This is a genomic window from Pirellulales bacterium (assembly GCA_019636345.1).
Lineage (GTDB): Bacteria > Planctomycetota > Planctomycetia > Pirellulales > Lacipirellulaceae.
This window is the reverse complement of sequence record JAHBXQ010000004.1, coordinates 461479-486549: the sequence shown is the minus strand read 5'-3', so window position 1 is coordinate 486549 and position 25071 is coordinate 461479. Positions and strand designations below refer to the sequence as shown.

The window sequence follows — 25071 nt, the reverse complement described above, 5'->3', positions numbered from 1 at the left end:
CCTGGCTTACGCCGCCGCTCGTCGTATTCGATTCGGAGATTCGCCATGGGGTCGCAGTCCGCAGTCAGCATCGACAACGTGATGCACGAGTCGCGGGTCTTCCCGCCCCCTGCGGAGTTCGCGGCCAAGGCCAGGATCAAGTCGCTGGACGAGTACCAGGCGCTGTGGGACAAGGCCGCGGCCGATCCTCAAGCGTTTTGGGCCGAGTTGGCCCGTGAGGAGCTCCACTGGTTCGAGCCGTTCACGACGACCCTCGAGTGGAACGAACCGTTTGCCAAGTGGTTTGTCGGCGGCAAGACGAACGCCTCGTACAACTGCCTCGACAAACACGTCGCCGAGGGCCGCGGCGATCGCACGGCGATTCTGTGGGAAGGGGAGCCCGGCGATTCGCGGCGGCTGTCGTACGCCGAGTTGCTGCGCGAAGTCTGCCGCTGCGCCAACATGCTGAAGTCGCTGGGGATCGCGCAGGGCGATGTCGTGTCGATCTACATGCCGATGACCCCCGAGCTGGTCGTCGCGATGCTGGCCTGCGCACGGATCGGGGCGATTCACTCGGTGATTTTCGCGGGGTTCTCGGCCGAGGCGATCGCCGATCGCAACAACGACGCCCGAGCGAAATTGCAGATCACCGCCGACTCGGGCTGGCGGCGAGGGCAGGCGTTGCCGCTCAAAGCGACGGTCGACGAGGCGCTCGCCAAATCCCCCACCGTCAAGCACTGCATCGTGCTGAATCGCGTCAACGAAGCGGTTCACATGGAGCCGGGGCGCGACCACTGGTGGCACGAACTGGCGGCCCATGCGAGCGACGACTGCCCCGCCGAGCCGCTCGACAGCGAGACGACCCTGTTCATCCTCTACACGAGCGGTTCGACCGGAAAGCCCAAGGGAATTCGCCACACGACCGCCGGTTACAACCTGTTCGCGAAGAAGACGTTCGAGTGGGTCTTCGATCATCGCGAAGAGGACGTGTACTGGTGCACGGCCGACTGCGGCTGGGTCACGGGCCACAGCTACTTGGTCTACGGTCCCCTGGCGGCCGGGGCGCAGTGCGTGATGTACGAGGGCGCCCCCAACTTCCCGGCCGAGGATCGGTTCTGGAAGATCATCGAAAAGTACAAAGTGTCGATCTTCTACACGGCCCCGACGGCGATTCGGGCGTTCATGAAGTGGGGCGACAGCCATGTCGAGAAGCACGACCTGTCGAGCTTGCGGCTGCTGGGCACCGTGGGCGAGGGGATCAACCCGCGGGCGTGGACGTGGTACCACGAGAAGATCGGCGCCGAGCGCTGCCCGATCGTCGACACGTGGTGGCAGACCGAGACGGGAGGGATCATGATGAGCCCGCTCCCAGGGGCGATTCCCGCCAAGCCGGGAAGTTGCACGAAGCCCCTGCCGGGGATCATCCCCCAGATCATCGATCCCCTGGGCGAAGAGGTCGGCGAGAACCAGGGGGGCTGGCTCACGATCGCTCACCCCTGGCCGGGAATGCTGCGCGGCATATGGGGAGACGACGACCGGTACCGCGACGTCTACTGGAGCAAGACGCCGGGCCGCTACTTGGCTGGCGACAACGCCCGCCGGGACGAGGACGGGTACTACTGGATCATGGGCCGGATCGACGACGTGCTGAACGTCTCGGGCCACCGGCTGAGCACGATCGAGATTGAATCGGCCCTGGTAAGCCACCCCAACGTCGCCGAAGCGGCGGCGGTCGGCCGACCTGACGAACTAAAGGGAGAGGCGGTCGCGGTGTTCGTCACCGTCGCGGGGTGCGAGCCGAGCGACGCCCTGCGGGCGGAACTCAAACAGCACGTCCGCAAGGAGATCGGCGCCTTGGCCCAGCCGGACGATATCCGCTTCACCGCCACGCTTCCCAAAACTCGCAGCGGCAAAATCATGCGGCGGCTGCTCAAGGACATCGCCGCGGGCAAGGAGTCGGTCGGCGACACGACCACCTTGGAAGACTACAGCGTACTGGCGAAGCTGCGAAGCGACGAGGAGTAAGTCGTTGGCGAGCGCGAACATTCGCCTCTTGAAGAAAATTGCTAGGCTCCAGCACCGGGACCGCGTACATTGACGCCCGGCGGACTTGCCCGTGGCAAGTTTCGGTCTCATCCTCGCACAAGGAGTCGGCTATGGATCAGTTGCTTCCTCTTCTTATCCAACTCATCGGCGGCGCGGTCGGAGGAAACGCCGTCGGAGCGGCGCTCAAGAAACTCGATCTTAACAAGCTGATCGCGACGATCAGCGGGATCATCGGCGGAATCGGCGGGGGACAGCTCGCCGGGGTGTTCGATCTGATCACGAAGATCTTCGGCGAAGGCGCCGCGGGGGGCCTGCTGGGCAACGGCGCCGCGTCGGCCGGCGGCGGGGCGATCCTCACCCTGATCGTCGGGCTCATCAAGAAAGCGATGAGCAAGTAATCCCCGCCTGTCGGTCAGGGGCGAGCACAGCGCGCCCTTGGCCGACGGCATCGTTTGCGACCTACGCCGACCGGCGCGAATCGTCGGCGCAATGCCGACGCTTCGTCATTGCGGAGCGTGGATCATCTCGATCACCCGCATCGAGCGCCAATGCCCGGCGCGGTAGCGCAGGAAGTACAGCACCGCAAGCGCCAGGAGCCAGGCGATGATCAGGGTCCAGCAGCCGTAGATCCCCACGCCCAGGCGCGTCACGGCCAGCCACGCCGAACTCGCCAGCAAGGCGGCCATCGCCAGGCTCACCAGCATGATGTAACGGGTGTCGCCCGCCCCCTTGAGCGTGCAGACGTACACCAACTGCACCGCGTCGAACACCGTGTACGCGGCGACGAACCACAGCAGTCGGGTCGCGGTGGCGTAGATGCCCGCGTCGTCGGCGCCGCCGGAGCCGGCGAAAAACGGATCCAGGAACCACCCCGGCGCCGCAACGTACAACAGCGCAATCGCCACGGCATATACGCACGCAACGACCATGGCGGTGCTCGTGGCGCGAGCGGCCAAGTCGTCGCGGTTCTCGCCCAAGTGCTGGCCGACAAGGATGCTCCCCCCCATGCCGATGCCCCAGATGGGCATGAAGGCGACCATGTTCACGCTGAACGCCAGGGCGGTCGCCTCGGCGGCGCTGGGCCCCAGCTTGCCCATCATCAGGATAAAAACGGTGAACCCGGAGACGTCGAGCAGCATCTGGGCGCCGCTGGGGGCGCCGAACCTCAACAGCCTGCGGAACAGTTCCGGATCGAAACGTAGGACGTCGGTTCCCAGCTCCCGGCGATTGCGGGCTCGCAGCACCAGGGCCAAATAGAACGCCCCCTTGAGCCACAACGACACGGTCGTCGCCCACGCGGCGCCTTCGATCCCCAACGCGGGGAAGCCGAAGTGGCCAAAAATCCAGCAGTAGTCGAGCACCGCGTTCACCCCGGCGAACGCGGCGTCAATCCACATGTTGACCCAGGTCAGCCCCCGGCCGCTGTAAATGCAGGAGAGCGCTTGGGCGATCCACATCCCCAAGCCGCCATAACAGACGATGCGGAAATAGCGGACCTCAAGGTCGGTGACGTGCGGGGCGTGCTCGGCCCAGCCGAACATGAGCGGCGCCCCCCAGACGGCCGCGGCCAAGAGCGGGGTCGATAGCAGGGCGACGTAGACCCCCTGCCACGCGGCAGGGCCGATCATGCGCGGTTGTTCGTCGCCGTGGTATTGGGCGACGAAGGTGTTTACGTAGGCGCAGATCCCCAAAGGCAAGCAAAGCACTGCAAACCACGCCGCCGAGGCCCCGAACGCGGCCGACATCGACTCGCCTGATTCCCACTTCAAAAACACTCGGTCGATGAACGTCAGAGCAGTCCAGGAGACGCTCGAGGCGACCAGCGGCGCAGCAACGCGCAGCACCTCGGCCCCCCCGGCCGGGCGGGTCCACCAGCGACTCAGCGGGGTCCACGAGCCCGGGACCGACTCCGTGGAATCGTCAAGCAGCGGTCCGTGCATGGGACGTTCGAGGCAAAAGAGAGCAGGGAGGCAAGTTGGCGAAGTCGCCGGAACGTCGCCGAGGCCGATTCAGGGGGGACGCGCCCCGAGGCGGGAAGGTTCGCCGTCAGCATAAGCGAGCCGTCGGGACGAGAGTAGACATTGGGCCCGGAAAGCTCCCCGGCCATGGCCCGTTCCGCTGACACCTGCACGTTCTCGCCCCTGGGGCGGGAACATCGGCCGCGCGAACCGATTCCTCCCTTGGTACAATCAAGCCAAGGGCGCCACAAGCGCCGGGACTTGTCACTCGTTTGCGAACCCGCCTATGTCGACCGCTCCGGCTGCTTCCGACCAGTGGTTCTTTGAAATCGGCGACGGGCAGGTGTACGGCCCGTACACGCTCGAGAAGCTGCAGAAGTGGGCCGCGGCGGGCAATCTCATGCCGACCCATCGGGTCCGGCGGGCCGACTCCAGCGAGTGGATCATCGCCGCGTACATCCCGGGGCTGGAGCTGACGACCGCGGCGCCTGCGGGGCAGGTCGTCGCCGAGCGCGAGGACCCCGAGGCCCACTCGAAACTGGCTTCGCTTGCGCGGACCTTGGGGCTCAAAGGCAAGGGGGACGCCAAGAACGCCGGCGCCGACTTGCCGGACGTCATCGAGTTTTGCGATCAACTGCTGGAGACGGCGCTCGAGCGCGGGGCGTCTGACCTGCACATCGATCCCGAGGAGAGCTTCTCGCTCGTCCAGTTGCGCGTGGACGGGCAGTTGGAGCCGCTGCGCAAGCTGCCGATCGCGATCCACGGCGCCGTGATCGGACGGTTCAAGATCCTGGCCAAAATGGACATCGCCGAACGGCGGATGGCGCAGGACGGGCAGTTCCTGGTCGAGTTGGGAGAGCCGAAGCGGCGGATTTCGATCCGAGCGGCGACGCTTCCCACGACCCACGGCGAGCGGATCACGCTGCGCCTGTTAGCGGTCGAGATCGACCAACTCACGCTCAACAAGCTGGGGATGAGCGCCGAGGGGTACAAGATGTTCGCCGGCGCCGCGGCCCAGCAGCAAGGACTGGTGCTGCTGTCGGGCCCCACCGGCGCGGGGAAGAGCACGACCCTGTACGCGGCGCTGCGACACCGGCTGGCGTATCAGCCGGGGCGGATCATCACGGTCGAGGAGCCCGTCGAGTACGACATGGTCGGCGTCGCGCAGATCGAGGTCGACAGTTCCGACCGCGTGAAGTTCGAAACCGTGCTGCGCAACATCCTGCGGAGCGACCCCGACGTGATCATGATCGGCGAGATTCGCGACCTGATCACGGCCGACGTGGCGATCAAGGCGGCGCTCACGGGACATTTGGTGTTCAGTACGGTGCATGCCAATTCGGCCGCGGGGGTCGTCACGCGGCTGGTTGACATGGGGATTGCCCCGTATCAGGCGGCGGCGACGCTGCGATTGGCGGTGGCGCAGCGGCTGGTCCGCCGGCTCTGCCAAAAATGCCGCGTTCCCCGCCCGCTGAGCGAGGAGGAGGCCGCGGCGATCGGACGGCCCGAGGCGGTCGGCCGCACGGTGTACGGTCCGGGTCGCTGCGCGGCGTGCAACGACCGGGGGTTCAAAGGTCGCGTCGGGGTGTTCGAGATGATACCGATCGACGCCGAACTGGCCCGCATGGTCGTCGCCGGGGGAACCGAGGGGGACGTCGCCCGCTACGCCCGACAATGCAAACACCCCAGTCTCCAAGAGGACGCGTCGCTCAAACTCCTCTCGGGCATGACGACGCTCGAGGAACTGAACGCGGCGGGGGCGATGTAAGGGAGCCCGGGAAAAAGTTCATGATTTGCGATCTTTGAAAATCGTCGATCATGAATCCTCTGTGCGGTCCTCTCCCCTACCCTAGCATCAGCCACAGCAGCGCCGCGACCGCCGGGATTCCCGTGGCCAAGCCGATCAGGACGGCCGGGTTGTCGTTCAACTGGCGTTCGCGCTTGCGGCGGCTCGATTGCCAATCGCGGAACCGTTTGGCCTGCTCGCGCCACTCGTCGGCGACCTTCTCGTACTGAGCGACCTCGCGGGCGAGCTGTTCGCGGGCCGTCGCGGCGAACTCCTCGCGCTGCTTGGCGGCCGTGAGAATCCGCCGGGCCTGCGACGCCTTGAATCGCCGCTCGGCCAACTCGCCCTGAGCCTTCAGATCCTGCACCGTCACGCCGTGATCCGGCGCGAACGAGAAGCTGTGTTCCTTGTCGCGCCGCCAAGCCACGAGCTCCAGCACCGCTTCGTCGTCGACGTACGGCACGCCGTGCAGGATCATCGGATCGACGTCGTTGGCGTTTTCGACGCCGAACGATTCGAGGATCGTCACGAGATTTCGCGACATCCCCGGGATCGAGCGCCACTCGTCGCCGATAAGAAACCCGCGGAGGTACTCGGCCTTTTGGATTTGGGCGGATTCGGCGATCACGCTTTGCAGCTTGTCTCCCTTGGCCAGATACCGGGCCGCCTCGGCCTTGAGCTCCTCGGACATGCGATCGAACGCCGCTTGCCGCTGCTCGTGGCGCGACTTGATCATTTGCGACAGCTTGGTCGCCTTCTCGTAGCCGGCGTCGATCTTGGCCCGTTGATCATGCGCGGCAAGGCGGCGTTCCTTGCCGGGACGACCGAACACAAGGTAGCCGCCCGCGGCAAGCGAACCGACCGTTCCTGCGGCCAACAGCAGCCCCCACCCCGTGCCCGCCAGGCACAGCCCCCAGGCGGCGACAAGTCCGTAGACGGCCCAATCGACGGCGGTTCGCCGCCCCGGTTTCGTCGCCGCCTTGACCAGCGCCATCTTGGGAGGGGCGAGGGTCGTCGCCGGCACCGCGGGGAACGTCACCGGCGACAATCGCGAAATCTTCAGCTCGAGCGCAGCCAGCCGATCCTTGCTGACCATCGTCCCTCCGGCATCGGCGACGAAGAACGACGGTCCTCCCGCGTCTTCGATCCGACACCACGGGCACTCTTTGAGCCCTCGGTAATACACATGGGCCGCGTCGTAGGAGCAGAGCTTGCACTCCTTGATCAGCGACTCGAGACTTCGAATCCAGTCGATCGGCTCAGGCCGTTCGCGCGGCTCGCCCCGGAAGGCCGTCTCGAACAACACCGCCAGCCCCGGCGGCAGGTCCTCCAAATGGAGCGACGCGGGGGGCGGGTCGACGAGCGTTTCGTGGCGATCACGGGAGAACGCGAACCGCCGCTCGGCGATCGCCCGCTCGATCGACAAATCCCCGGTGCGACGAAACCGCCCCGCGTACGGGTGCCGCCCGACGAACAGCATGTGGAACACCAGCACGGCCAGCCCGAACCGATCATGTTCGACCGTGCGGGCGACCTCGCGGAGCTTGAGGGTCTGCAGTTCCGGAGGCGTGAAGTGCGGAGTCCCCACCGGGCAGGTGAAGAGCCGTTCGCCCGTGGAAATCTGAAACGAATCGCAGTCGATGAGCCGGACCATCATCTGCGAGTCGACCAGCATGTTCCCCTGGTTGACGTCCCCCAACACGACCCCCGCGTCATGCAGCGTGTGAAACGCCGCGGCGATGTTGCGGGCCGCGAGCAGCAAATGTCGCCACTGGGCGTCGGGGAAGTGACGCCGACGATTGGTCGTGCCGTACAATTCGTGCAGCGACCGGGCGCCGACGACGCGCGACATCATCAACCCCAACGGGACGTTGTCCCCCGGATTGAACAGCATCCCCTGCGGCCACGCGGAAATCTTGTCTAGCTCGGCGCTCCGGCGTGCGACGAGAGCGCGGAACTTGGCAGTCTGCTCCTCGTCCAGGGGGGACTTCTTGTACAGCTTGGCCGCCAGCTCGGGGCGGCCGACCACCTCGAAGACGGTTCCTTCGCCGCCGCGCCCGATCTCGTCGCCGAGCACGACTTCGCGCCCCGCGCCGTCGACCAGCACGAGCTGCAGCGCGCTAATTTCGGGTTGCGAGGACGAGGGTCTTGTCGTCATGCGATCTCGACTCGATGGCAGGGGAGCGGAGGAACGTGGCAAGGTCGGCGGCGAGCGTCTCTTCGTCCTGGTCGGAAACGATCGCCTTGAACAGCGGGGCGAAGAACGGCAAATGCGGGGTTCGCGCATCGAACTGCAGGGCCAGCCGTTCGAGCCCGTCGGTCATCAACGCCAGTTCCTCGATGCGGCCCGGGGCGACGGCGAACTCGAGCTTCTGCTCGAATTTGTCGGCCGTGAGAAAGTTGGTCGTGTTGGCGTATTCCCCCGACTGGGGCCAAAATACGACTCCGTGCACTCCCTGGCGAGAGACGACCATCGCCCCGTCGCCGAGTTGGAAAAAAACGGCCCGCTCAGGACCGACGACTGCCGCGCAGATCGTGGTGGCCAAGTCGCGAGGGTCGCAAGCGAGTTCCTCCGCCCGCCGTGCGACGTTCTGCCGAGCTTCGGCGACCCAGGCGACGACGGTCGGTTCGTCGAGCTCCGCGAAACTGCCCGCCTCGGCGTAGTGCCGCCGGGCGCTCGCCAGGAGCGATTCGCAGGCGATCGCCGAGCCTTGGTCGCTGTGGGGGGCGCTCCCCGCTCCGTCGGCCACGCAAGCCACGAGCGCCGCCGCGTCGCCTTCGCCCACCACCGCCACGGCATGGGAGTCCTGGCACGGCAATTCGGCCGCGGCATGGGAAGCCCCTGTCACGCTCTGAGCGAGGAACCGCCAGCGGTGTTCGTCCTGGTCCATACGGGGGCGACGGGGCGGAGAGCGGGGACGCCAAGCGGCGATTCAACGAATTGTCGACGCGCGGCAGGCGCCGCTGGAGGCCGACGACGGCGGTTGACGGAACTGCTCGACCAACCGACCAGCGCGCTTGGCGGGTTGCGAGCCTGACCGGGCGTTACACCGACGCCCAACCTTTGGGGCCGCTGGTGGGGTCTTCGAGCGGCACTTCGTCGCCGGGGCTGGATCGCGAAACCGCCTGTTGGGAGTTCGAGAGCCAACTGAACAACTCGCGGAACTTGAGCCCCTGCAGCTTGAGCGGCGCCCGGACCGAGATCTTAGCCAGGACGTCCATGTCGGCCCCGTCGACGCCGACGGCGAAAAAGCAAAACGACTTGGCGTCCTCGCCCAATTGGATCCGGCGGGCGACGTGCTGCGGGTCGTCGCTCGGCTCGCCGTCGGTGATCATGAACGCCCAAGGGCGATAGTACGCAATGCCGTGCTGGCGATACGACTCCTTGCGCTGTTCGATCATGTCAAGAGCCACGTTGATCGCTTCGGCCATGGGGGTGTGGCCCATCGTTTGCAACGCGGGGATTTTGAGTTCCGGGGCGGTCGTGAACTCGACGACCCGCTGGACTCGCCCGCCGAAGGTGACGATGGCCACCTCGACCCGCTTGCAGGCGAGCGTGTCGGCGAGCAGCTCTTCCTGGTAACAGCGCAAACCGACGCACAACTCGTCGATCTTGAGGCCCTGCATCGAGGTCGACGTATCGACGATCAGCACGCAGGGGACGCGCGGCTCGGGGTTCTCGGCGAATTCAACGGACGCAAATGCGTTATCGGCGGAAAGCTGCTCCATGACCGTCCTTTCAGTCGCTGCGGCCGGGAACGCAGCGGCGCGGTCCCGTCGTCATTCAGACGCGTTTTTTCACTGTATCGCGGCCGGGTAAGGGATTCAACGAAATTTCCCCGCAGCCCGCGGGACCGAACAGGGCGAAAAACGTGTGAAGGCCCCAATCCTCAGCGGTGCTGGCGCGATCGCAACGATTAGCGAACACCTGCCGAGAGGCGAGGCCCGGAGAAACGATCGTCTTGGCTGAGCGACGAAGAAAGTGAGCGAAGATCGCCGCCGGCGCCCCGTTGTTGCGAGACTCAGAAGCTCGATCTTCCGAACCTCGCACTAAATTCCAAACTCGAACTTGAAGGCGATCGAACGCACCACGCCGCAGCCGAGCGCGCGATCACTCGCTCGCCGGGGCGGGGGGCGTTTCGGAGGCGACTTCATCCCCTTGCGCAGGCGCAGCGGCGGGGGCGTCCGCCGGTGCGGGCTCGGCCGGCGGCTCGCCTTCGGCGACAGGCCCCGCTGCGGGCGGAACCTCGACGTCCGCCGGCTCGACCTGGTCATCATCCTCGTCAGGACGCCACCCCGTGTCGACGACCATGTAACCGGCCCAAAAGAACGGGTGAGCCGCGGTGAGCGGTTCCGTCGACTTGCCTTGCCGAACGCGGAGCTCGTTCACCGGATCGACAGGGGTTTCCATCGCCAGTTGCACGCTCCGCTGCCATGCGTCCGCCGCTGCGGAATGGGGCGCTTCCTGCAAAAAATCGTGGACCAGTTGCAGCGCCGAATCCCCTCCGACGCGCCACCGCGACAACAACACCGTCTCGGCCCCCGCGGAGGCGAGGGCGCAGCTCCCGGCGAAGAGCTCGTCGCCCGGCGCGAGCGAACCGGCTCGCCGCGAGCCGCGCCCCCCCGTCTCGGCCAGGGTGTGAAGCCCGGGGAGAACGACCCGCTGCGGCCCCGTCCCGGCGAGCAGCAGCCAATCGGCGAGCGCCCCCCGGCGGTCCTCAGGGAGCGGCGCGGGATTCCAATCGAGCGGCCCGCCGGACGTCGCGTCGACGTCGGTCAGCACGACCAGCCCGTCGAGCGCCGACCCGGCGACGTATCCCGGCGCCGTCAGCGAACCGTCGAGCGTGATCGCCCCCGTGACCGCGTCGCGGATGATCTCGGCCGCGTCGGTCTGCTCTTCGACGGTCTTGCCGGGAGAGAGGCTCCCCAGGACGACGCCGGTTCGTTGGACTCGACGCCAGGGGCCATCGTGCCGGATGGCAAGTCCCACGGTCGGGGCGTACCGAATCTGCGTGAAAGAAATCCAAGACGCCGAGCGATCTTCTCCCTCGATCCAGAGCGCCTCGAACGGCACGTACCATGTGACGCCGTCGGGAACAATCACCAGTTCCTTGATCGCGTGGGGAGGCTGGCGGGCGCCCTCGAACAACGCGGCGAAGACCTTGTCGCTCGCCGCGTGCCATTCGTCGGAGGCCAGTTCGTCGGTCGAGATCTCGCGATTCGCGTCGTAATTGCCCAGGGCGCGCAGCAACTGCGTGACCGCGGGTCCGAGGCGTCCGGCGGGGCCGCAGTTCCAATGGGACGCGGTTTTCGAGGTCATCAACATGGCCGACAGGCCTGCGGGACTGTCGTGGAACACGAGGATCGCCTGCCCGGGGCGAAGCCGCTGCTGGACCTGAACCGTCTCGGCCCGCGGGGGGAAGGCGAAGTCGACCGGCACGCGAGTCAACGCCGCCGCGGCCACTTCCTGCTCGCGGGCGCCGATCGCCGCGGCGTACTCCTTCCAAAGCCGCGTCTGGCGGCGTTTGGCGTCAAGTTCAAGCTCGGGGAGCCATTGCTGTTGAATCTGCGTGCGGAGCGACTGCTCGGTCGCCAGCGCCGCGGCCAAGTCGGGGAAACCGGCCAGCAAGTCGCGCCGCGTTTGAGCGGATTGCGGGTCGCGCGATCCGAGCGGCGCCGCCGTCGCCAACCGCATGGCGTCAATCCGGCCCCCCCAGGGGAGAAGCTGGTGGTACCGCCGACGCTTGGCGCGATCGGCCACCTCGATCAGATAGCCGACGTTGTTTCGCTCCAGCGCCGCGGCGAACCAGCGATCGAACGCCGCGTCGTGCGGGGTCTTCATCACGGCCAGCGCATCAAGGAACCGAAAGGCCAGATCCGCGGCCCCGGGATCGGCGAGCATTTGGGCGTAGACGTCCTGAGCCCCGCGCGTCGGCAAGGTCTGGGCGTCGAACATCTGATTGGCCAAAGCGATCTGGAAGTTGCGGAGCGAGGCGTCGCTTTGCGCCGCCAGCGCCGCGTTGAACGCCGCCGCAGCCGAATCGCGCCCCAAAGCGTATTGCAGCCGAGCGTCGAGCAACCCCGCGGCGATCCCCAACTGGCCGGAGCGGGCGTCGCGCATGCGGCTCTGAGCGTCCTTCAGTGCGGAAGCCGCCGCGGCATGATTCCCCACGACCAGCAGTTCCTCCCCAGCGGCCAATTGGGCGCGCGCGGCGATGTGTTCGAACCGATCTCGGCGGGCCCATGCTGCGGCAGGCTGCCACAAGGGACTGACGTCCCGCGCTCCAGCGGCCTGACGATTCATCGCGATCAAGCGAAACGCCTCGTCGACGACGGCGGGGTCGCTGAACTGGAACGCGGAAAAGCTCGCCTCGGCCAGCAGACTCTCCGCGACCAGCGGTTCGCCCCCTGCCATGGCAAGCCGGCCTTGTTCCAACAGGGCAAGGCCCGTGAGGGGGTGATCGAACCGCCCTCCGGCGAGCACCGCCGCTTCGAGCGAGCGAGCCGCTTGCGTCGTGTCGCCGACCCCCGCCTGGGCGATTCCGCGCAGCAGCGAAGTCCACGCGTTGGACCAATGGTTGGGGGGCGCGCCGCCTCCGCCCGCGTACAGCCGCGTCATGTCGCCCGAGAGCTTGTCGTACTTGGCCAGCGGGCCGAGGATCTCGTTGCGGCGGCGGATGGCCAGGGCCGAGCAGCGCATGATCTCGACGACGTTCACTTGCCAAAACTGCAACTGCTGGACGACCCCGCCCTGGGCGACGGCCTGACTGTTGTCGAACTGGCCCTGGCTGACCGCCATCGTGTTGCCGAACCGTGCGGGAACGACTTGCCGCCCGGTGACGCCCCACGGCGCCGCCCGGCGGGCGACGGTCGGGTCGGGAGTCAACTGCTCGAACTGCACCCGCAACAGCCACTGCCGGTTCTGCAGCAGCAGACTGCAGGCGGCGTCGAACTGAGCGAGCGCATCCTGGTACCGCCCGGCGTGATAGTACGTCTCGCCCAGCATCGCGTAGAAGCAGACCGAATCGACCCACCGGGCGTTGATCGTCTGGATGGCGCCGCGGGCGCCGGAGTTGAGCGAACGGATCGCGTCGCGGTAATCGCCGCGGTACAGCGAGGCGGTCCCGGCAAAGTACGCCTGTCCCGGGATCGAGTCCCGATAAACAGCCTGGGCCGTCGCCCGGGACGCCGACGCCAGGGCTGTCGCCGTGACCAGGGCGCAAAGAAGAGTTCTTGCTAGCATGTCGGCACAACTCCGTTCCGGGGGAGCGACGCGCGGAAAGCTGAGATCGACCCAGACAAGTGACGCCCGGCGACCACGGTCATTCTAGCAGTTCGCCCTGCAGCGGGGCGGTCGACGCCGGAACGGACCCTTCATCCCGGGGAAATGCTGGCGCCGCCAGCGGGAGAGTCCAGCGGGAGAATTCAGCGGACAGGTCAAAGTTTGCGGGTCACGCGGTCGATAACGATTGTAACGCCCGAAACTCGTCGGCCGCCGTGCGGCCGTTTGGAACGAGCGCTTTGACACATGTCAATTTTTGGGTCGGCAAAGCACTAGGTCGCTCTTTCCGTCGCGGCCAAGCCGCGCCGGCCGAGCTCGCCCCCTCCTCGCCAGGAGCCGTAGTTGTGAATGCGACTTCGCCCTCGTCTCGTCGTCGGATGCCCTGGTGGGCCGGCGGAATGCTCGCTTGCGGTTGCCTGGGGGTCACTGGCTGCCAGATTGACGTCGCCGGACAGACGTTGCCGAGTCCGCACCATCTATCGGACGACGTTCAGTACTACGCCCCTGGGCCGGAATTCAAACTGGCCCGCGAGGCGGCGGCCCTGGCCGAGATGAACGCCGAGAACGTCAGCGAGCCGCAAACTCGCTAATTGTCGCCGGCTCCCCTCGAGCGCCTCGCCGCCGTCGCTCGACGGCCGAGCTTCTCAAGTCATCGCCGCTCGCGTTCGGCTGCGCACCACGTGCGCCCCGACCGCGGGAAGAGGGGGGACGGCGCCTCGCGCGGCAGGCGCCTGAGCCGTCGTTGGGATTCGCCCCTGCGGCGCCCGACGCGACTCAGGCGCCCTTGCCCGCAGGGGTCAATACGGCCGTCGCGACCGCCGCTTCGTCAAACGACCGACGGCTCGCCTACGGCCGGTTGCTTTCCCCCGTCCTGGACGAACGGCTGGGTCTTGAGCCAGCGGGTCAGCCGCACTCCCAGCGAACGCATCGCCAACGGGGGATAGTGGACCACGCGGGCGCTCGTCTCGACGCGGGTCCGGAAGCGGCGTTTGAAGTCGTAATCCCCGGGACCCATGTCGATCTCCTTGTCCCCGCGCCGGCAACTGTCGCGAATCACATGGGCCAACAGCGCCCGGCCGAGGCCCCGATCGGAGACGCTCTTGTCGTAGCCAATCCGCAGCCCGACGACGTGGCCGTCGTAGAAATAGTTGTAGGCAAACGCGGCAGGGACGCCGTCGACTTTCAACAGCGCCACGTCAAGCATCCCCAGCCGCGCGGCCGCGGCATGGGACTCGCGGAGAAACTCGCGGACGTCGCCGTGCGAGATCGTATTGCCCGAGTTCGACCGACCCTGCCAACTAGCGGCGGCGACGCGCTGGCAATCGTCGAACAAATCCCAACGCGGGTCGGCGTCGCCGCGGACGGCCCCGGCGGGACGATGCCGCACGAACTCCACGTCACCCAGTTCGTCGACGACGCGCAACTGCCGGCGCAACTCATGACGCCACTTGCTCGACCGGCCGGCGAGATACTCGTCCCACGACGGCTTAAACTCGACGACCGAGGTGGATTGGTACCGACTCATCCGCGCGGGCATGCCGACGGCCAGCAGCGAGGCGACCGCCCCGCTGCGGTCGCAGGGGGCGGCGTCCAGCCAGCGCAGTTCCAGCAAGTCCCAATCGCGCGGCGCGTTGCGGACGTGCTGCATCGCCAATCGCATCGAGGCCGCTTGGTTGGGGCCGATCGGGCCGTACCACATTCCCCAGTCGGCAAGCGGATAGGTCAGCACCCGCACGCGGCCCAGCCGGTACCGCTCGGTCTGGACGCACAACGGCACGATGCCGACGATCGAGCCGGCGGAGCGGATTGCCAACACGCGAAACCGCCGGTCGGGTCCCGCGGCGTGACGCCATTGGGCCGCAAACCAGTCGAAGGTGTGGAAGAACGAGGCCCGCGGCGTCGCCGGCAGCAGGGCGTTCCACGCCATGCGATAATGATCGAGTTCCGCCAGGTCGGTGATTTCGACCACATCGGCCATCCGGAGCCACTCGTCGCTTGGGTGCAACTTGGCCCGCATGGCGATACCTGTCTGACAAGACCGTGACAAACAAGTCGACGTGTTCGTCGACGGAGCGGTCGGTCTCGCGCTGGCGGGCGGACGCCGAAAAACGGCGTCTGCCCCGTGAAATGGCAAGGGACGTGCCGAGCGGCGCTGTCTCCCTGCTAAAAACCTACTATGCTGCGGAAATTGGGGACTGCCCGGGGCGGGAAGATTGTTGCGGCCGCCGCGAACTTGGCGTCGGACGTGGCGTTTCGGCAACATCGTCCCGGGTTGCGGACTCACGAGGTTGCGGATTGGCGACATACGGCTCCCCGCGGATCGCGTCGAGGCGAACCGGGCCCTCGTCGCCGGCGCTTCGCCCCGGCCCGACGCTTATTCGTTCATGTCGACTGATGCGATGACTTCAGCATGGGATCCGCACCGCGCAACCGAGATCTCCGCGGCGATTCACGCCCACGGGAGGCAATTCGTGTTGGCGTGCGCCGGGGGAGGAACCGGGGCGATCGCCGCGTTGGCCCAAACGCCCGGTGCGTCGCGAACCGTTCTTGAGGCGGTCGTCCCCTATTCGGCCGCAGCGCTGACCGCGTGGCTCGGCGCCGCGCCCGAGCAAGCCTGCAGCGACGCAACCGCCCGCGCCATGGCAATGGCCGCGTGGCAGCGAGCCCGCCGGCTGGCGCCCGAGGCGCCGATCGAGCGACTCCTCGGCGCCGGCTGCACCGCCAGCTTGGCGAGCGATCGCCCCAAGCGCGGCGCACACCGCGTCCATGTCGCCGTGCAGACGGCGACGACGACCGAGGTCCGCTCGCTGGGACTGACGAAGGACGCCCGCAGCCGCGACGAGGAGGAAATCGTCGCGGCGGCTTTGGTCCTCGACGCCCTGGGCGATGCGATCCTCGGGGCGAGCTCGTCGCGCGGGGCCCTGTTGGCGCCGCTGTTGCTGCCCGGCGAAGCGATCGATGCGAGCGTAGCGACCGCCCCGCAGCCGGTCGCCGCGCTCCTCGCCGGCCGCGCAGCTGCCGCCTGCTGCGACGAGCAAGGAACCTGGCGCGCGGCGAGCGAATTTGGAACGCGCCGCTCTCCGCGAGCGCTCTTCCCCGGGGCGTTCCACCCGCTCCACGAGGGGCATCGCCGGATGGCGGCGATCGCGGCCGAGCGGCTCGGTCGGCCGGTTGCGTTCGAGCTGTCGATCGCCAACGTCGACAAGCCGCCGCTCGATTTCCTGGAGATCGCCGCGCGGGCCGAGCAATTCAGGGGAGCGCCGCTGGTGCTCACGGCGGCGCCGACGTTCGTCGAAAAGGCCCGCCTCGCCCCGGGGTGCGTCTTCGTCGTGGGGGCCGACACGATCGCCCGGATCGCCCAGCCGCGGTACTACGGCGGCGAGGCGGATCGTGACGAAGCGCTTGCCGAGCTCGCAACGCTCGGCTGTCGATTTCTCGTGTTCGGCCGCGCCGAGGCGGAGAGGTTCGCCACGCTGGGGACCCTGCCCCTGCCGCCGGCCCTGTCGCAACTCTGCGACGAGGTGCCCGAAGCCGCGTTCCGCTCCGACGTGTCGTCAACGGCATTACGACGCAACGCTTGAACGCGCCATGCGGCGAACGACTCGCGGCGGCGCCTTGCTGATCCCGATCGTTCGCTCGGGTCCTGCCTAGGGATGCTCACGAGCGACCCTCGGAACTGACCGCTAGATCAGCCCGACCGTCGTCGCCAATCCCAGCGGTTCGCGGCAGGTGAACGGCTCGCCGTAGCGAACGCCGATCGTCTTGCCCCAATACGCCGCTTCGTCGCGCAAGCGTTCCAGGAACGTCGGCGAGTCGACAGGTCGACCCGTGACAAACTGGCTCTGGTACGCCGCGATCGCCGCGGCCTTCTGCTCCCACACGTCGGAAATGTCGAGCACGAACGCCGGCTGGGGGGCGAGCTTCAGATGGACGCAGTAATAGTTGTAGATCCGCTCGGGATGGTGCGGTTTGCCCGGCAGGTCGGTCTTGGTGAGCTTCGCCCAGAACCGGGCCGCCTCGACGAGTTCGATCGCCGCGACATGGTCGGGATGAGCGTCGACCCAATACGGCCCCAGCAGCCACCGCGGGCGCTGCTGACGGATCACCCCGGCTAGTTGGGCCCGAGCCTCGAGCGTCGGTTGCAGGCTGCGATTGGGGAGGCCCAGATTGCCCCGCCACTCGAGCCCCAGGATCGCGGTGGCCGCGGCCGTCTCGCGAGCACGGATCTCCGACGAGCCGTGCGGAGTCGGCTCGCCCGTGGTGAGATCGAGGACCCCGACGCGCAAACCCTCGGCTTTCCACTTGAGCATGGCCCCGCCGGCCCCCAATTCGGCGTCGTCGGGATGGGGAGCGATCACCAGGATATCGAGCATCGGGAACCTGTCCGCGGGGGATGGAGCTTGCCTGCGTCGCGCGCAACCGGTCGGGCCGGTGCATTGTAGCAGTCGCAAGTCTCAATGCCGCGCCCCGCAGAACCGCCGCCAGCAGGTACGACCGAGGACCTTGCCCTCGCGACGGCTGGGCGACGGCTGCCGCGGCATTGTCGGACCGGGCGAGGCGCCGTAGGGTGAGAGCCCGCGCTGCTCGCACTCCCCCGTCACAAAGCCCTTGCCCCCATGTCCAGCATGCCTGCTCCTGCCGAGTTGTTCGACCAACTATGTTCTCACGCCCGCCAGACAGGGCTTCTGAGGAGCGTCGTGGGCCTGTTGGAATGGGACGAGCGGACGAAGCTCCCGCCCGCGGGGGGAGACTATCGGGCTGAGCAGGTCGCCTTCCTGGCCGGAGAAATCCATCGCCGACAAATCGACCCAGTGCGGGGCGAGTGGCTGGCGACGCTCGCCGACTCGCCGCTCGCGGCCGATCCCGACAGCGATGCGGGGGCGATCATCCGACTGATGCGCCGCGACTACCAACGCGAGACGAAGTTGCCGCAGGAACTGGTCGAGGAGTTGTCGCGGCTGAGCGTTCGGGGGCAGCAGATCTGGGCCGAGGCTCGGGGGGCCGACGACTTTGCAATGTTCCTGCCGGTGCTCGATCAGACGCTCGCCCTGAAGCGCGAGCAGGCTTCGGCGCTCGGTTACGACGCCACTCCGTACGACCCGCTGCTCGACGAATTCGAACCGGGCGAGACGACCGCCAACGTGGCGCGCGTGTTGGAGGGCTTGCGCGACGCCCTGGCGCCGCTGGTCGACCAGATCGTCGGCAGCGATCGCGGACCGCAGTCCGACGTGCTGCAGCGCGACTTTCCCGAAGACGCGCAAGAAGCGTTCGGAATCGAGGCGGCCGCGGCGATCGGGTTCGATTTCAACGCCGGCCGGCTCGATAGGACGGTCCACCCGTTCTGTTCCACCTCGGGCCCGCGCGACGTGCGACTCACGACGCGGTACCGCCGCAACGATTTCGGCGATGCGTTTTTCAGCATCCTCCACGAGGCGGGGCATGGTCTGTACGAGCAGGGGCTCCCCGCCGAGCAGTTCGGCCTGCCGCTGGGCGAGGCGACCTCGCTGGGGATTCACGAGTCGCAGTCGCGGATGTGGGAAAACCAAGTCGCCCGAAGTCGGGCGTTCTGGCAGTCCATGCTCCCCCGCGCGGCGGCGCGGTTTCCGGCGCTCGCCGACGCCGGGGTCGACGAGTTCTACGGCGCGGTGAACGCCGTGGCGCCGTCGCTGATTCGCGTCGACGCGGACGAGGTGACCTACAACCTGCACATCTGCATCCGGTTCGATCTGGAGCGACAGTTGATCGAGGGCCGGCTCGCCGCGCGCGATTTGCCGGACGCGTGGCGGGCCGCGTACGAGAGTTATCTCGGCGTCACTCCCCCCAACGACGCCCAGGGAGTGCTGCAGGACGTTCACTGGAGCGGCGGTGCGTTCGGCTACTTCCCCACGTACGCGCTGGGCAATCTTTACGCGGCTCAGTTCTTCGCCCAGGCGGAGCGCGATTTGGGCGACCTGCCGACGATGTTCGCCCGCGGCGAGTTCGCGCCGCTGTTGGAATGGCTCCGCGCGAACATTCACCGCCATGGTCGGCGCTACTCGGCCGCGCAGCTCGCCGAGCGGATCACCGGCAAGCCGCTGTCGCACGCCGACTGGCTCGGGCAATGCACGGCTAAGTACAGCGAGCTGTATCGGTTGTAACGGCTGGGAAAGCAAGCGACCGCCTCGACCCGAATTCGAGATGCTGGCGCCGGGGGTCGACAGGGCAATTCGGCCCCGGCGCACGAAGACGAGGCTGCTAGAATACAACTGCCGGGCTGGATGACGGCATCCGCGGCTTCGCTCCGGGACGGGGGCCGCACTTGCCCAAGAGATCCAGCAGCAATTCGCGCGAATGGAATTCCTCGCCATGACGATGATCTGCGGATGCCCGCGCTGCTCGACCGAGTTGGCGCTTCCCGACGACGCCCCGGACGAGGCGACGCTGGAGTGCCCTGTGTGCGGCGGCAAGTTCGCGCGAGACGCCGCCGCGGTGCGTCGTGCGCCTCTGGCGCGGATCGTTTCGCGACCTGCGCCGGTCGAGACGGAGCCGGCGACGCAGTCGGCAGGCGACTCGCTGCTGAGCGCCGACCCGCTGGAGAGTCTCTCAGCTCGCCTGCGATCCCTCACTTCGGCGCCGGCCGTGCTCGGCGACTCGCCGAACCGCGACTTCTCGCAGTGGCTGGAAGACGTCGACCCCGCAACCTGCGACGCCCCTGCCGCCGACAACGAGACCGAGACGGGGAAACCCTCGATCAATCCCTTGGCCGACGAAGCATCGCCATTCATCGCGGCAGAGTTCGAATCAGCCGACGCCGCTGACTCGGCCGATCCGGTCAAAGGAAGAACGAACGCCGGCGCCGCGGCCGGGGAGGAGGATCCTGATCAAACCGACGCGCAGCGGGAAGCGGCCGAGGAGATTGACTCGCTGCTTGCCGAACTGCGATCGAAGTCGTCCGCCAACGGCCGCGCAGCCCTCGACCTCGGCGCTAGAGGATCGCAGCCGGCCGAGGAGACGCCCTGCGAGCCGCTGGCGACGGCGGCACGGGACGATGTCGGCGATTCGCTGCGCGACTTCGCTCGCCAGTCGGCCTCGTCCGAGGCGGCGCCGGAACCGGAGTCGATCCCGGCCGTCAGCGAGGCGCTCGGCGCGTTCCGTCTCAACGCCGACGCCTCGGAGATTGAGGAACTCCTCGCGGACGAAGCGCCGGCGGAACTCAACCTGAGCGCGGCCCTCGCCGCCCGGCCCGCGGAAGCGGCTGATGCGGTGACGCTGTCGAAGCCGATCGCCGTGGGGCGCCCCCGACGGCGAGTTCGCGGCAGTTGGGTGCGAACGCTCGTCGGGGTCGTTCTGTTCGGCGCCGTCGGGACGCTCGCCGGCGGGTACCTCATGCTTTGGATCGGCGGGCGACAGGCAGACCTGCTGCAATTGGCGACAGTGCTGCCCGAGTCGATGCTCCCCCCCGCGATGCGTTCCGCCGCGGGGCCCGAGATCGCGAGCGAGAAATTGCTCGCCGTCGGTGGAAATGACTTCGGCGCCGAGGAACCGGCGATCGAGTCGGAACCGCCGGTCGTCGCGGCGCCGTTGGCTGAGTTGCGGCCCGATGCCGCGGTCGAAGCGGCGACCGCGTCGTTGGCCGTCGAGTCGACGTCCCCCCTGGCAGCCGAATCCGCTGGAGGACTCGCAGAAACGCCGACGACGATCGGCTCGCACGCCGAACCGATCCCCGAACTGGAGGATCTGGCGGCGACGGCCCTGGACGCCTCGCGGTGCGAACTGGCGGAGCTCGCCGCGGCTGTCGCAACGGCCGAGCGAGCGCTCCCCGATTTCCTGGCCGGCGATCTGAGCAACACCGAAGCCGCCGGTCGCACCGGCCGGGCGTACGTGGCCCTGGCGCAGCTCGCCGAGCGCGCGACCCTGGCCGCAACCAGCGACGATCCCAACGCAGCAGTCACGCAGCGGATGCTCGCCAAGGAGCTCTTTCGCCGGGCCGGGAGCGAAGCCGAGCGAGCAGGCGTCATCGCGCAGGTCGCCGGGCAGTGGCTCGCCTACGACAAGCGATCGACGGCCGGCGTCGTCGTCCGCGGCCGGGTGCGCGACCTGCACGCCCGCGGACCGTGGACCGAGTACGAGTTGGTGATGGGCGACGGCGACCAGGCGCAAATCGCGGCGGTACTCGGCGAAAACGGGCGGGGGCGACTGGGGGACGAGGTCGTCGCAGCCGGGCTGATCGTGCCCCAACCGACCCAAAGGCTCGTCGGATACGCAGGCGGCGCCGAGGTGCTGGTCGTCGCCCCGTGCGTCTTCTCGCTCGATGAACCGCGGCCGATCCCACGGCCGGGGGCTCTTCTCTTGCGATAATTCCGCCTCGGCTTGCGGGGCGGTCGTCGTTCGGGCGAGAGTCGCGAGGAGCGATTCTTGCGGGGCGGGTTCGCCCCCCTTTCGCCCGCCCCCCCGGGTGTGAAACAATGCGGGCCGCGTCGACGGGGGAATCGCCCCCCGGCGCGCTCGAGCGCACGACTCGTTGCGCCGTGGCCGAACCGCGTCCGTCGTTCCTCCCGCGCCGAAGTGTCGATGAAAGCCGCCCTCCTTCGCGAGACGTTTCCCGGCGAGCGTCGAGTCGCCCTGGTCCCCGCCGTCTTGCCTGCGCTCGCCAAGCTGGGCCTGACGGTGGTCATGGAACCGGGCGCCGGCGCGGGCGCCGATCTGCCCGATCAAGAGTACCTGGACAAAGGGGCCGAGTTGGCCGCCGATCGGGCTGCGGCGATCGCCGCGGCCGACGTCGTGCTGCAGGTCCGCGCTCTGGGGGCCAATCCCGACGCGGGACGCAGCGATCTTGAACTGTTTCGCCGCGGGCAGGTCGTCATCGGCATGTGCGATCCGCTGGGAAATCCCGCCGCGGTGAAGGACCTCGCCGACCGCGGCGTCACGCTGTTCGGGCTCGAGCTGATCCCGCGGATCACGCGGGCCCAGAGCATGGACGTGCTGTCGTCGATGGCCACGATCGCCGGTTACAAGGCCGTGCTGCTGGCGGCGAATCACCTGCCGAAGATGTTCCCCATGCTGATGACCGCCGCAGGCACGTTGACCCCGGCCAAGGTGCTGGTGATCGGCGCCGGGGTCGCGGGGTTGCAGGCGATCGCCTCGGCCCGGCGACTGGGCGCCGTCGTGCTGGGGTACGACGTGCGGCCCGTCGTGAAGGAGCAAATCGAATCGCTGGGAGCGAAGTTCGTCGAACTGCCGCTCGACACCTCCGGCAGTGAAGACAAAGGGGGTTACGCCAAGCAACTCAGCGAGGAGCAGCAGCAGCGTCAGCGCGACCTGCTGGCCGACGTGATCGCGGAATGCGACGTTTGCATCTCGACCGCCGCGATCCCGGGGCGGCCTTCGCCGCGATTGATCACCGACTCGGCGGTCGAGCGAATGCGGCCCGGCTCGGTCATCGTCGACTTGGCGGCCGAACGGGGCGGCAACTGCGGCCTCACCTGCCCCGACCAAACCGCCGTCGTCCACGGCGTGACGATCCTGGGGCCGACGAATCTTCCCAGCGAAGTCCCCCAGCACGCCAGCCAGATGTTCGCCAAGAACGTGGCGACGCTGTTGGGGCTCTTGATGCAGAACGGCGAACTCGACGTCAACCTCGGCGACGAGGTGATTCGCGACACCCTGGCCGCCAAAGACGGCCAAGTGCAGAACGCCCGCATCCGCGAAACGCTCGGCCTGGGACCGCTGGTCCTGCCGGAGACGACTCCGCCGGCGGAGCATCTGGCGACGTAAGCGACCGGTTATTTGCGATTGGCGCCGAGCGCGAGCGACTCGGCGCCCAACGCCGCAGCCCGCCCCAACAATCACCAACCACCAATCACCCTGTCCTTCCCGCCATGGACCTCATTACTGCACTGACGATCTTCGCTTTGGCCGTGTTCGTCGGCTTCGAGATCATCACCAAGGTGCCTCCGACCTTGCACACGCCGTTGATGAGCGGCTCGAACGCAATCAGCGGCATTACGCTCGTGGGGGCGGTGCTCGCCGGCGGCGGCTGGGCGGCCAACGTCCTCGGCTTTTTTGCCGTCGTGTTCGCCATGATCAACGTCGTCGGCGGGTTCTTGGTGACGAATCGCATGTTGGGAATGTTCAAGAAGAAATAGCGGTCGACGGAGGGCGCAGACCCTCATACCGCCTGACGACGCCTCCCGCTCGCCTTACCTGATGGTCGCGCACGCCATGTTCGAAATGTTCTCCCCCTTGCTTGCCGCCGCGACTGAACTGGCGAAACCCGCCGCCGACGCCCTGGAGAAGGTCGAGGAAGCAATCGAGGCCGCCGGAGCCGTCCGCGTGGCCAACGTCGGGTACCTCGTCGCCTCGATTCTGTTCATCCTTGGCATCAAGGGGATGACCCACCCGCGGACCGCCGTGCGCGGCAACCTGCTGGGGGCGATCGGCATGTTGATCGCCGTCGTGGTCACGCTGACCATTTCCGGCGCTCCCCCTGCGGTGTGGATCGCGGGAATGCTCGTCGGCGGCGGCATCGGGATCTTCATGGCGATCAAGATCCAGATGACCCAGATGCCGCAGATGGTGGCGCTGTTGAACGGGTTCGGCGGGATCGCCTCGGTGTTGGTCGCCGGAGCCGAGATCATCCATCCCACGAGCAGCTCCGACTCGCCCGAGACCGCGGGGCTGTTCGCCGGGCTGACGGGGCTGATCGGCGCCGTCACCTTCACCGGTTCGCTCGTCGCGGCAGGCAAATTGCAAGAATTGCCGCAATTCAAGAAGCCATGGAGCTTTGGGGGCCAGCAACTCGTCAACGCCCTGTTGGTCGGCGTGGCCGTGCTGCTGTGCCTGGAGATGACCGACGGCACGGGGTGGGAGTACTTTGCGATCGTGCTGCTGTCGTTCGTCCTGGGGGTGCTGCTCACCACGCCGATCGGCGGGGCCGACATGCCCGTGGTCATCGCGCTGTTGAACAGCTACTCGGGTCTGGCGGCCGCGGCCGCGGGGTTCGTGATCGACAACAACGTGCTGATCATCGCCGGCTCGCTCGTGGGGGCGTCGGGACTCATCCTGACCAAGATCATGTGCAAGGCGATGAATCGCTCGCTCGCCAACGTGCTGTTCGGCAAGATGGAAGCCAGCGGCACGGGCCCCACCGACGACGAAGTCTATGCCGGCAAGATCAAGCGAACCTCGCCCGAGGAGCTCGCGATGCTGCTCGACGGCGTCCAGCGAGTCGTCGTCGTGCCAGGCTACGGCTTGGCGGTCGCTCAGGCGCAACACACGGTGCGCGAACTGGCCAACCTGCTGGAAGCGAAGGGGGCGACCGTCGAGTACGCCATCCACCCCGTCGCGGGCCGCATGCCGGGGCACATGAACGTGCTGTTGGCCGAGGCCGACGTGCCGTACGACCAGCTCAAAGAGATGGACGAAGTCAACCCGACGTTCGCCCAGTGCGACGTGGCGATCGTGATCGGCGCCAACGACGTGGTCAACCCGCTGGCGAACACCGACCCCACGAGCCCCATCGCGGGAATGCCGATCCTGAACGTCGGCGAAGCCCGCACGGTGGTCGTGGTCAAACGGAGCCTCAGCCCCGGCTTCGCGGGGATCCCCAATCCGCTGTTCGCCGCCGACAACTGCCTCATGCTGTTCGGCGACGGGAAGAAGGCGCTCGTCGAGTTGGTTGCAGCGCTCAAGGAATCGTAGGCAAGGTTCGGCGCGGGACGACGCAGCGGCGGCGAGGGCCTTTTTGCACATTGGCCAAGGCGGCCGAACTCGATTCTTCGGTGCAAAACTCCGCTGCACCACGCGATGGCGAATTGCCTTACTGCTTGATCGCAAAGGGTTTACGACCGAGCTCGGCGGTCCCCGGGCGGGCGTTTTGCCAGCAAAACTCGCAGCCAGTCGAGCAAAATGCCCCCGGCGTTTCAAGCGATTCTCGCTTTGCTGCGCGCCGTCCCCCGCGCTTTCGCCGGCGATTGTTCTACACGAAACCGCGGCCCATTTTCTACCAAGAACAGGATCATGCCGCGTCCGGCTGCAGACGA

The 25071-nt window shown here is 67.5% G+C and carries 17 protein-coding genes; 10 read left to right on the top strand and 7 right to left on the bottom strand.

The genetic code is table 11. The features are described 5' to 3' along the window. The first annotated feature begins 45 nt into the window (after positions 1-45). Together acs and KF688_12675 are read left to right on the top strand one after the other, a co-directional pair. Positions 46-2004, top strand: a complete 1959-nt coding sequence (gene acs, locus KF688_12680) for an acetate--CoA ligase (protein ID MBX3426529.1) — start codon at positions 46-48, stop codon at positions 2002-2004. Positions 2005-2135: 131 nt separating this feature from the next. Beyond that, positions 2136-2423, top strand: a complete 288-nt coding sequence (locus KF688_12675) for a hypothetical protein (GenBank protein ID MBX3426528.1) — start codon at positions 2136-2138, stop codon at positions 2421-2423. 105 nt (positions 2424-2528) lie between these two features. On the opposite strand, the gene KF688_12670 is transcribed toward KF688_12675, so the two are convergent. Beyond that, a complete protein-coding gene (locus KF688_12670) occupies positions 2529-3965 on the bottom strand; it encodes an MATE family efflux transporter (protein ID MBX3426527.1) in 1437 nt (478 codons plus the stop codon). A gap of 304 nt (positions 3966-4269) precedes the next feature. On the opposite strand from KF688_12670, the gene tadA reads away from it, so the two are divergent. Then, positions 4270-5751, top strand: a complete 1482-nt coding sequence (gene tadA / locus KF688_12665) for a Flp pilus assembly complex ATPase component TadA (protein ID MBX3426526.1) — start codon at positions 4270-4272, stop codon at positions 5749-5751. A gap of 76 nt (positions 5752-5827) precedes the next feature. On the opposite strand, the gene KF688_12660 is transcribed toward tadA, so the two are convergent. The 4 genes from KF688_12660 to KF688_12645 form a co-directional block, all read right to left on the bottom strand. Continuing rightward, the gene (locus KF688_12660) at positions 5828-7927 is read right to left on the bottom strand and encodes a hypothetical protein (GenBank protein ID MBX3426525.1); all 2100 of its coding nucleotides are present in this window, start codon (positions 7925-7927) and stop codon (positions 5828-5830) included. Further along, complete coding sequence (locus tag KF688_12655) at positions 7890-8660, bottom strand: protein phosphatase 2C domain-containing protein (protein MBX3426524.1); 771 nt, start codon at positions 8658-8660, stop codon at positions 7890-7892. The genes KF688_12660 and KF688_12655 overlap by 38 nt, the downstream gene beginning before the upstream one ends. A gap of 154 nt (positions 8661-8814) precedes the next feature. Next, complete coding sequence (locus KF688_12650) at positions 8815-9498, bottom strand: VWA domain-containing protein (protein ID MBX3426523.1); 684 nt, start codon at positions 9496-9498, stop codon at positions 8815-8817. A 382-nt stretch (positions 9499-9880) separates the two neighbouring features. Further along, positions 9881-13012 carry a CHAT domain-containing protein gene (locus KF688_12645; GenBank protein MBX3426522.1) on the bottom strand — a complete coding sequence of 1044 codons (3132 nt, stop codon included), beginning with the start codon at positions 13010-13012 and terminating at the stop codon, positions 9881-9883. Positions 13013-13428: 416 nt separating this feature from the next. Between KF688_12645 and KF688_12640 the strand changes: the two genes are divergently transcribed. Next, on the top strand, positions 13429-13641 hold the full coding sequence (locus tag KF688_12640) for a hypothetical protein (GenBank protein MBX3426521.1): 213 nt from the start codon (positions 13429-13431) through the stop codon (positions 13639-13641). 236 nt (positions 13642-13877) lie between these two features. Here the strand turns inward: KF688_12640 and KF688_12635 are convergent, their stop codons facing one another. After that, entirely contained in the window at positions 13878-15068 is a 1191-nt protein-coding gene (locus KF688_12635; protein ID MBX3426520.1) for a GNAT family N-acetyltransferase, read from the bottom strand. A gap of 382 nt (positions 15069-15450) precedes the next feature. On the opposite strand from KF688_12635, the gene KF688_12630 reads away from it, so the two are divergent. Then, positions 15451-16632: a hypothetical protein gene (locus tag KF688_12630; protein MBX3426519.1), complete on the top strand. Its 1182-nt coding sequence runs from the start codon at positions 15451-15453 to the stop codon at positions 16630-16632. A gap of 102 nt (positions 16633-16734) precedes the next feature. Here the strand turns inward: KF688_12630 and bshB1 are convergent, their stop codons facing one another. Then, positions 16735-17424 (bottom strand): bacillithiol biosynthesis deacetylase BshB1, encoded by a 690-nt coding sequence (bshB1, locus tag KF688_12625; protein MBX3426518.1) that lies wholly within the window; start codon positions 17422-17424, stop codon positions 16735-16737. 252 nt (positions 17425-17676) lie between these two features. Here bshB1 and KF688_12620 point away from each other — a divergent pair, with 252 nt between their 5' ends. From KF688_12620 to KF688_12600, 5 genes are all read left to right on the top strand, one after another. Next, positions 17677-19188, top strand: a complete 1512-nt coding sequence (locus KF688_12620) for a carboxypeptidase M32 (protein MBX3426517.1) — start codon at positions 17677-17679, stop codon at positions 19186-19188. A 208-nt stretch (positions 19189-19396) separates the two neighbouring features. Continuing rightward, entirely contained in the window at positions 19397-21388 is a 1992-nt protein-coding gene (locus KF688_12615; GenBank protein ID MBX3426516.1) for a hypothetical protein, read from the top strand. A gap of 213 nt (positions 21389-21601) precedes the next feature. Continuing rightward, complete coding sequence (locus KF688_12610) at positions 21602-22804, top strand: Re/Si-specific NAD(P)(+) transhydrogenase subunit alpha (GenBank protein ID MBX3426515.1); 1203 nt, start codon at positions 21602-21604, stop codon at positions 22802-22804. Between the two features lie 104 nt (positions 22805-22908). Then, on the top strand, positions 22909-23175 hold the full coding sequence (locus KF688_12605) for an NAD(P) transhydrogenase subunit alpha (protein ID MBX3426514.1): 267 nt from the start codon (positions 22909-22911) through the stop codon (positions 23173-23175). Between the two features lie 85 nt (positions 23176-23260). Beyond that, positions 23261-24730: an NAD(P)(+) transhydrogenase (Re/Si-specific) subunit beta gene (locus tag KF688_12600; protein ID MBX3426513.1), complete on the top strand. Its 1470-nt coding sequence runs from the start codon at positions 23261-23263 to the stop codon at positions 24728-24730. Positions 24731-25071: the final 341 nt, after the last annotated feature.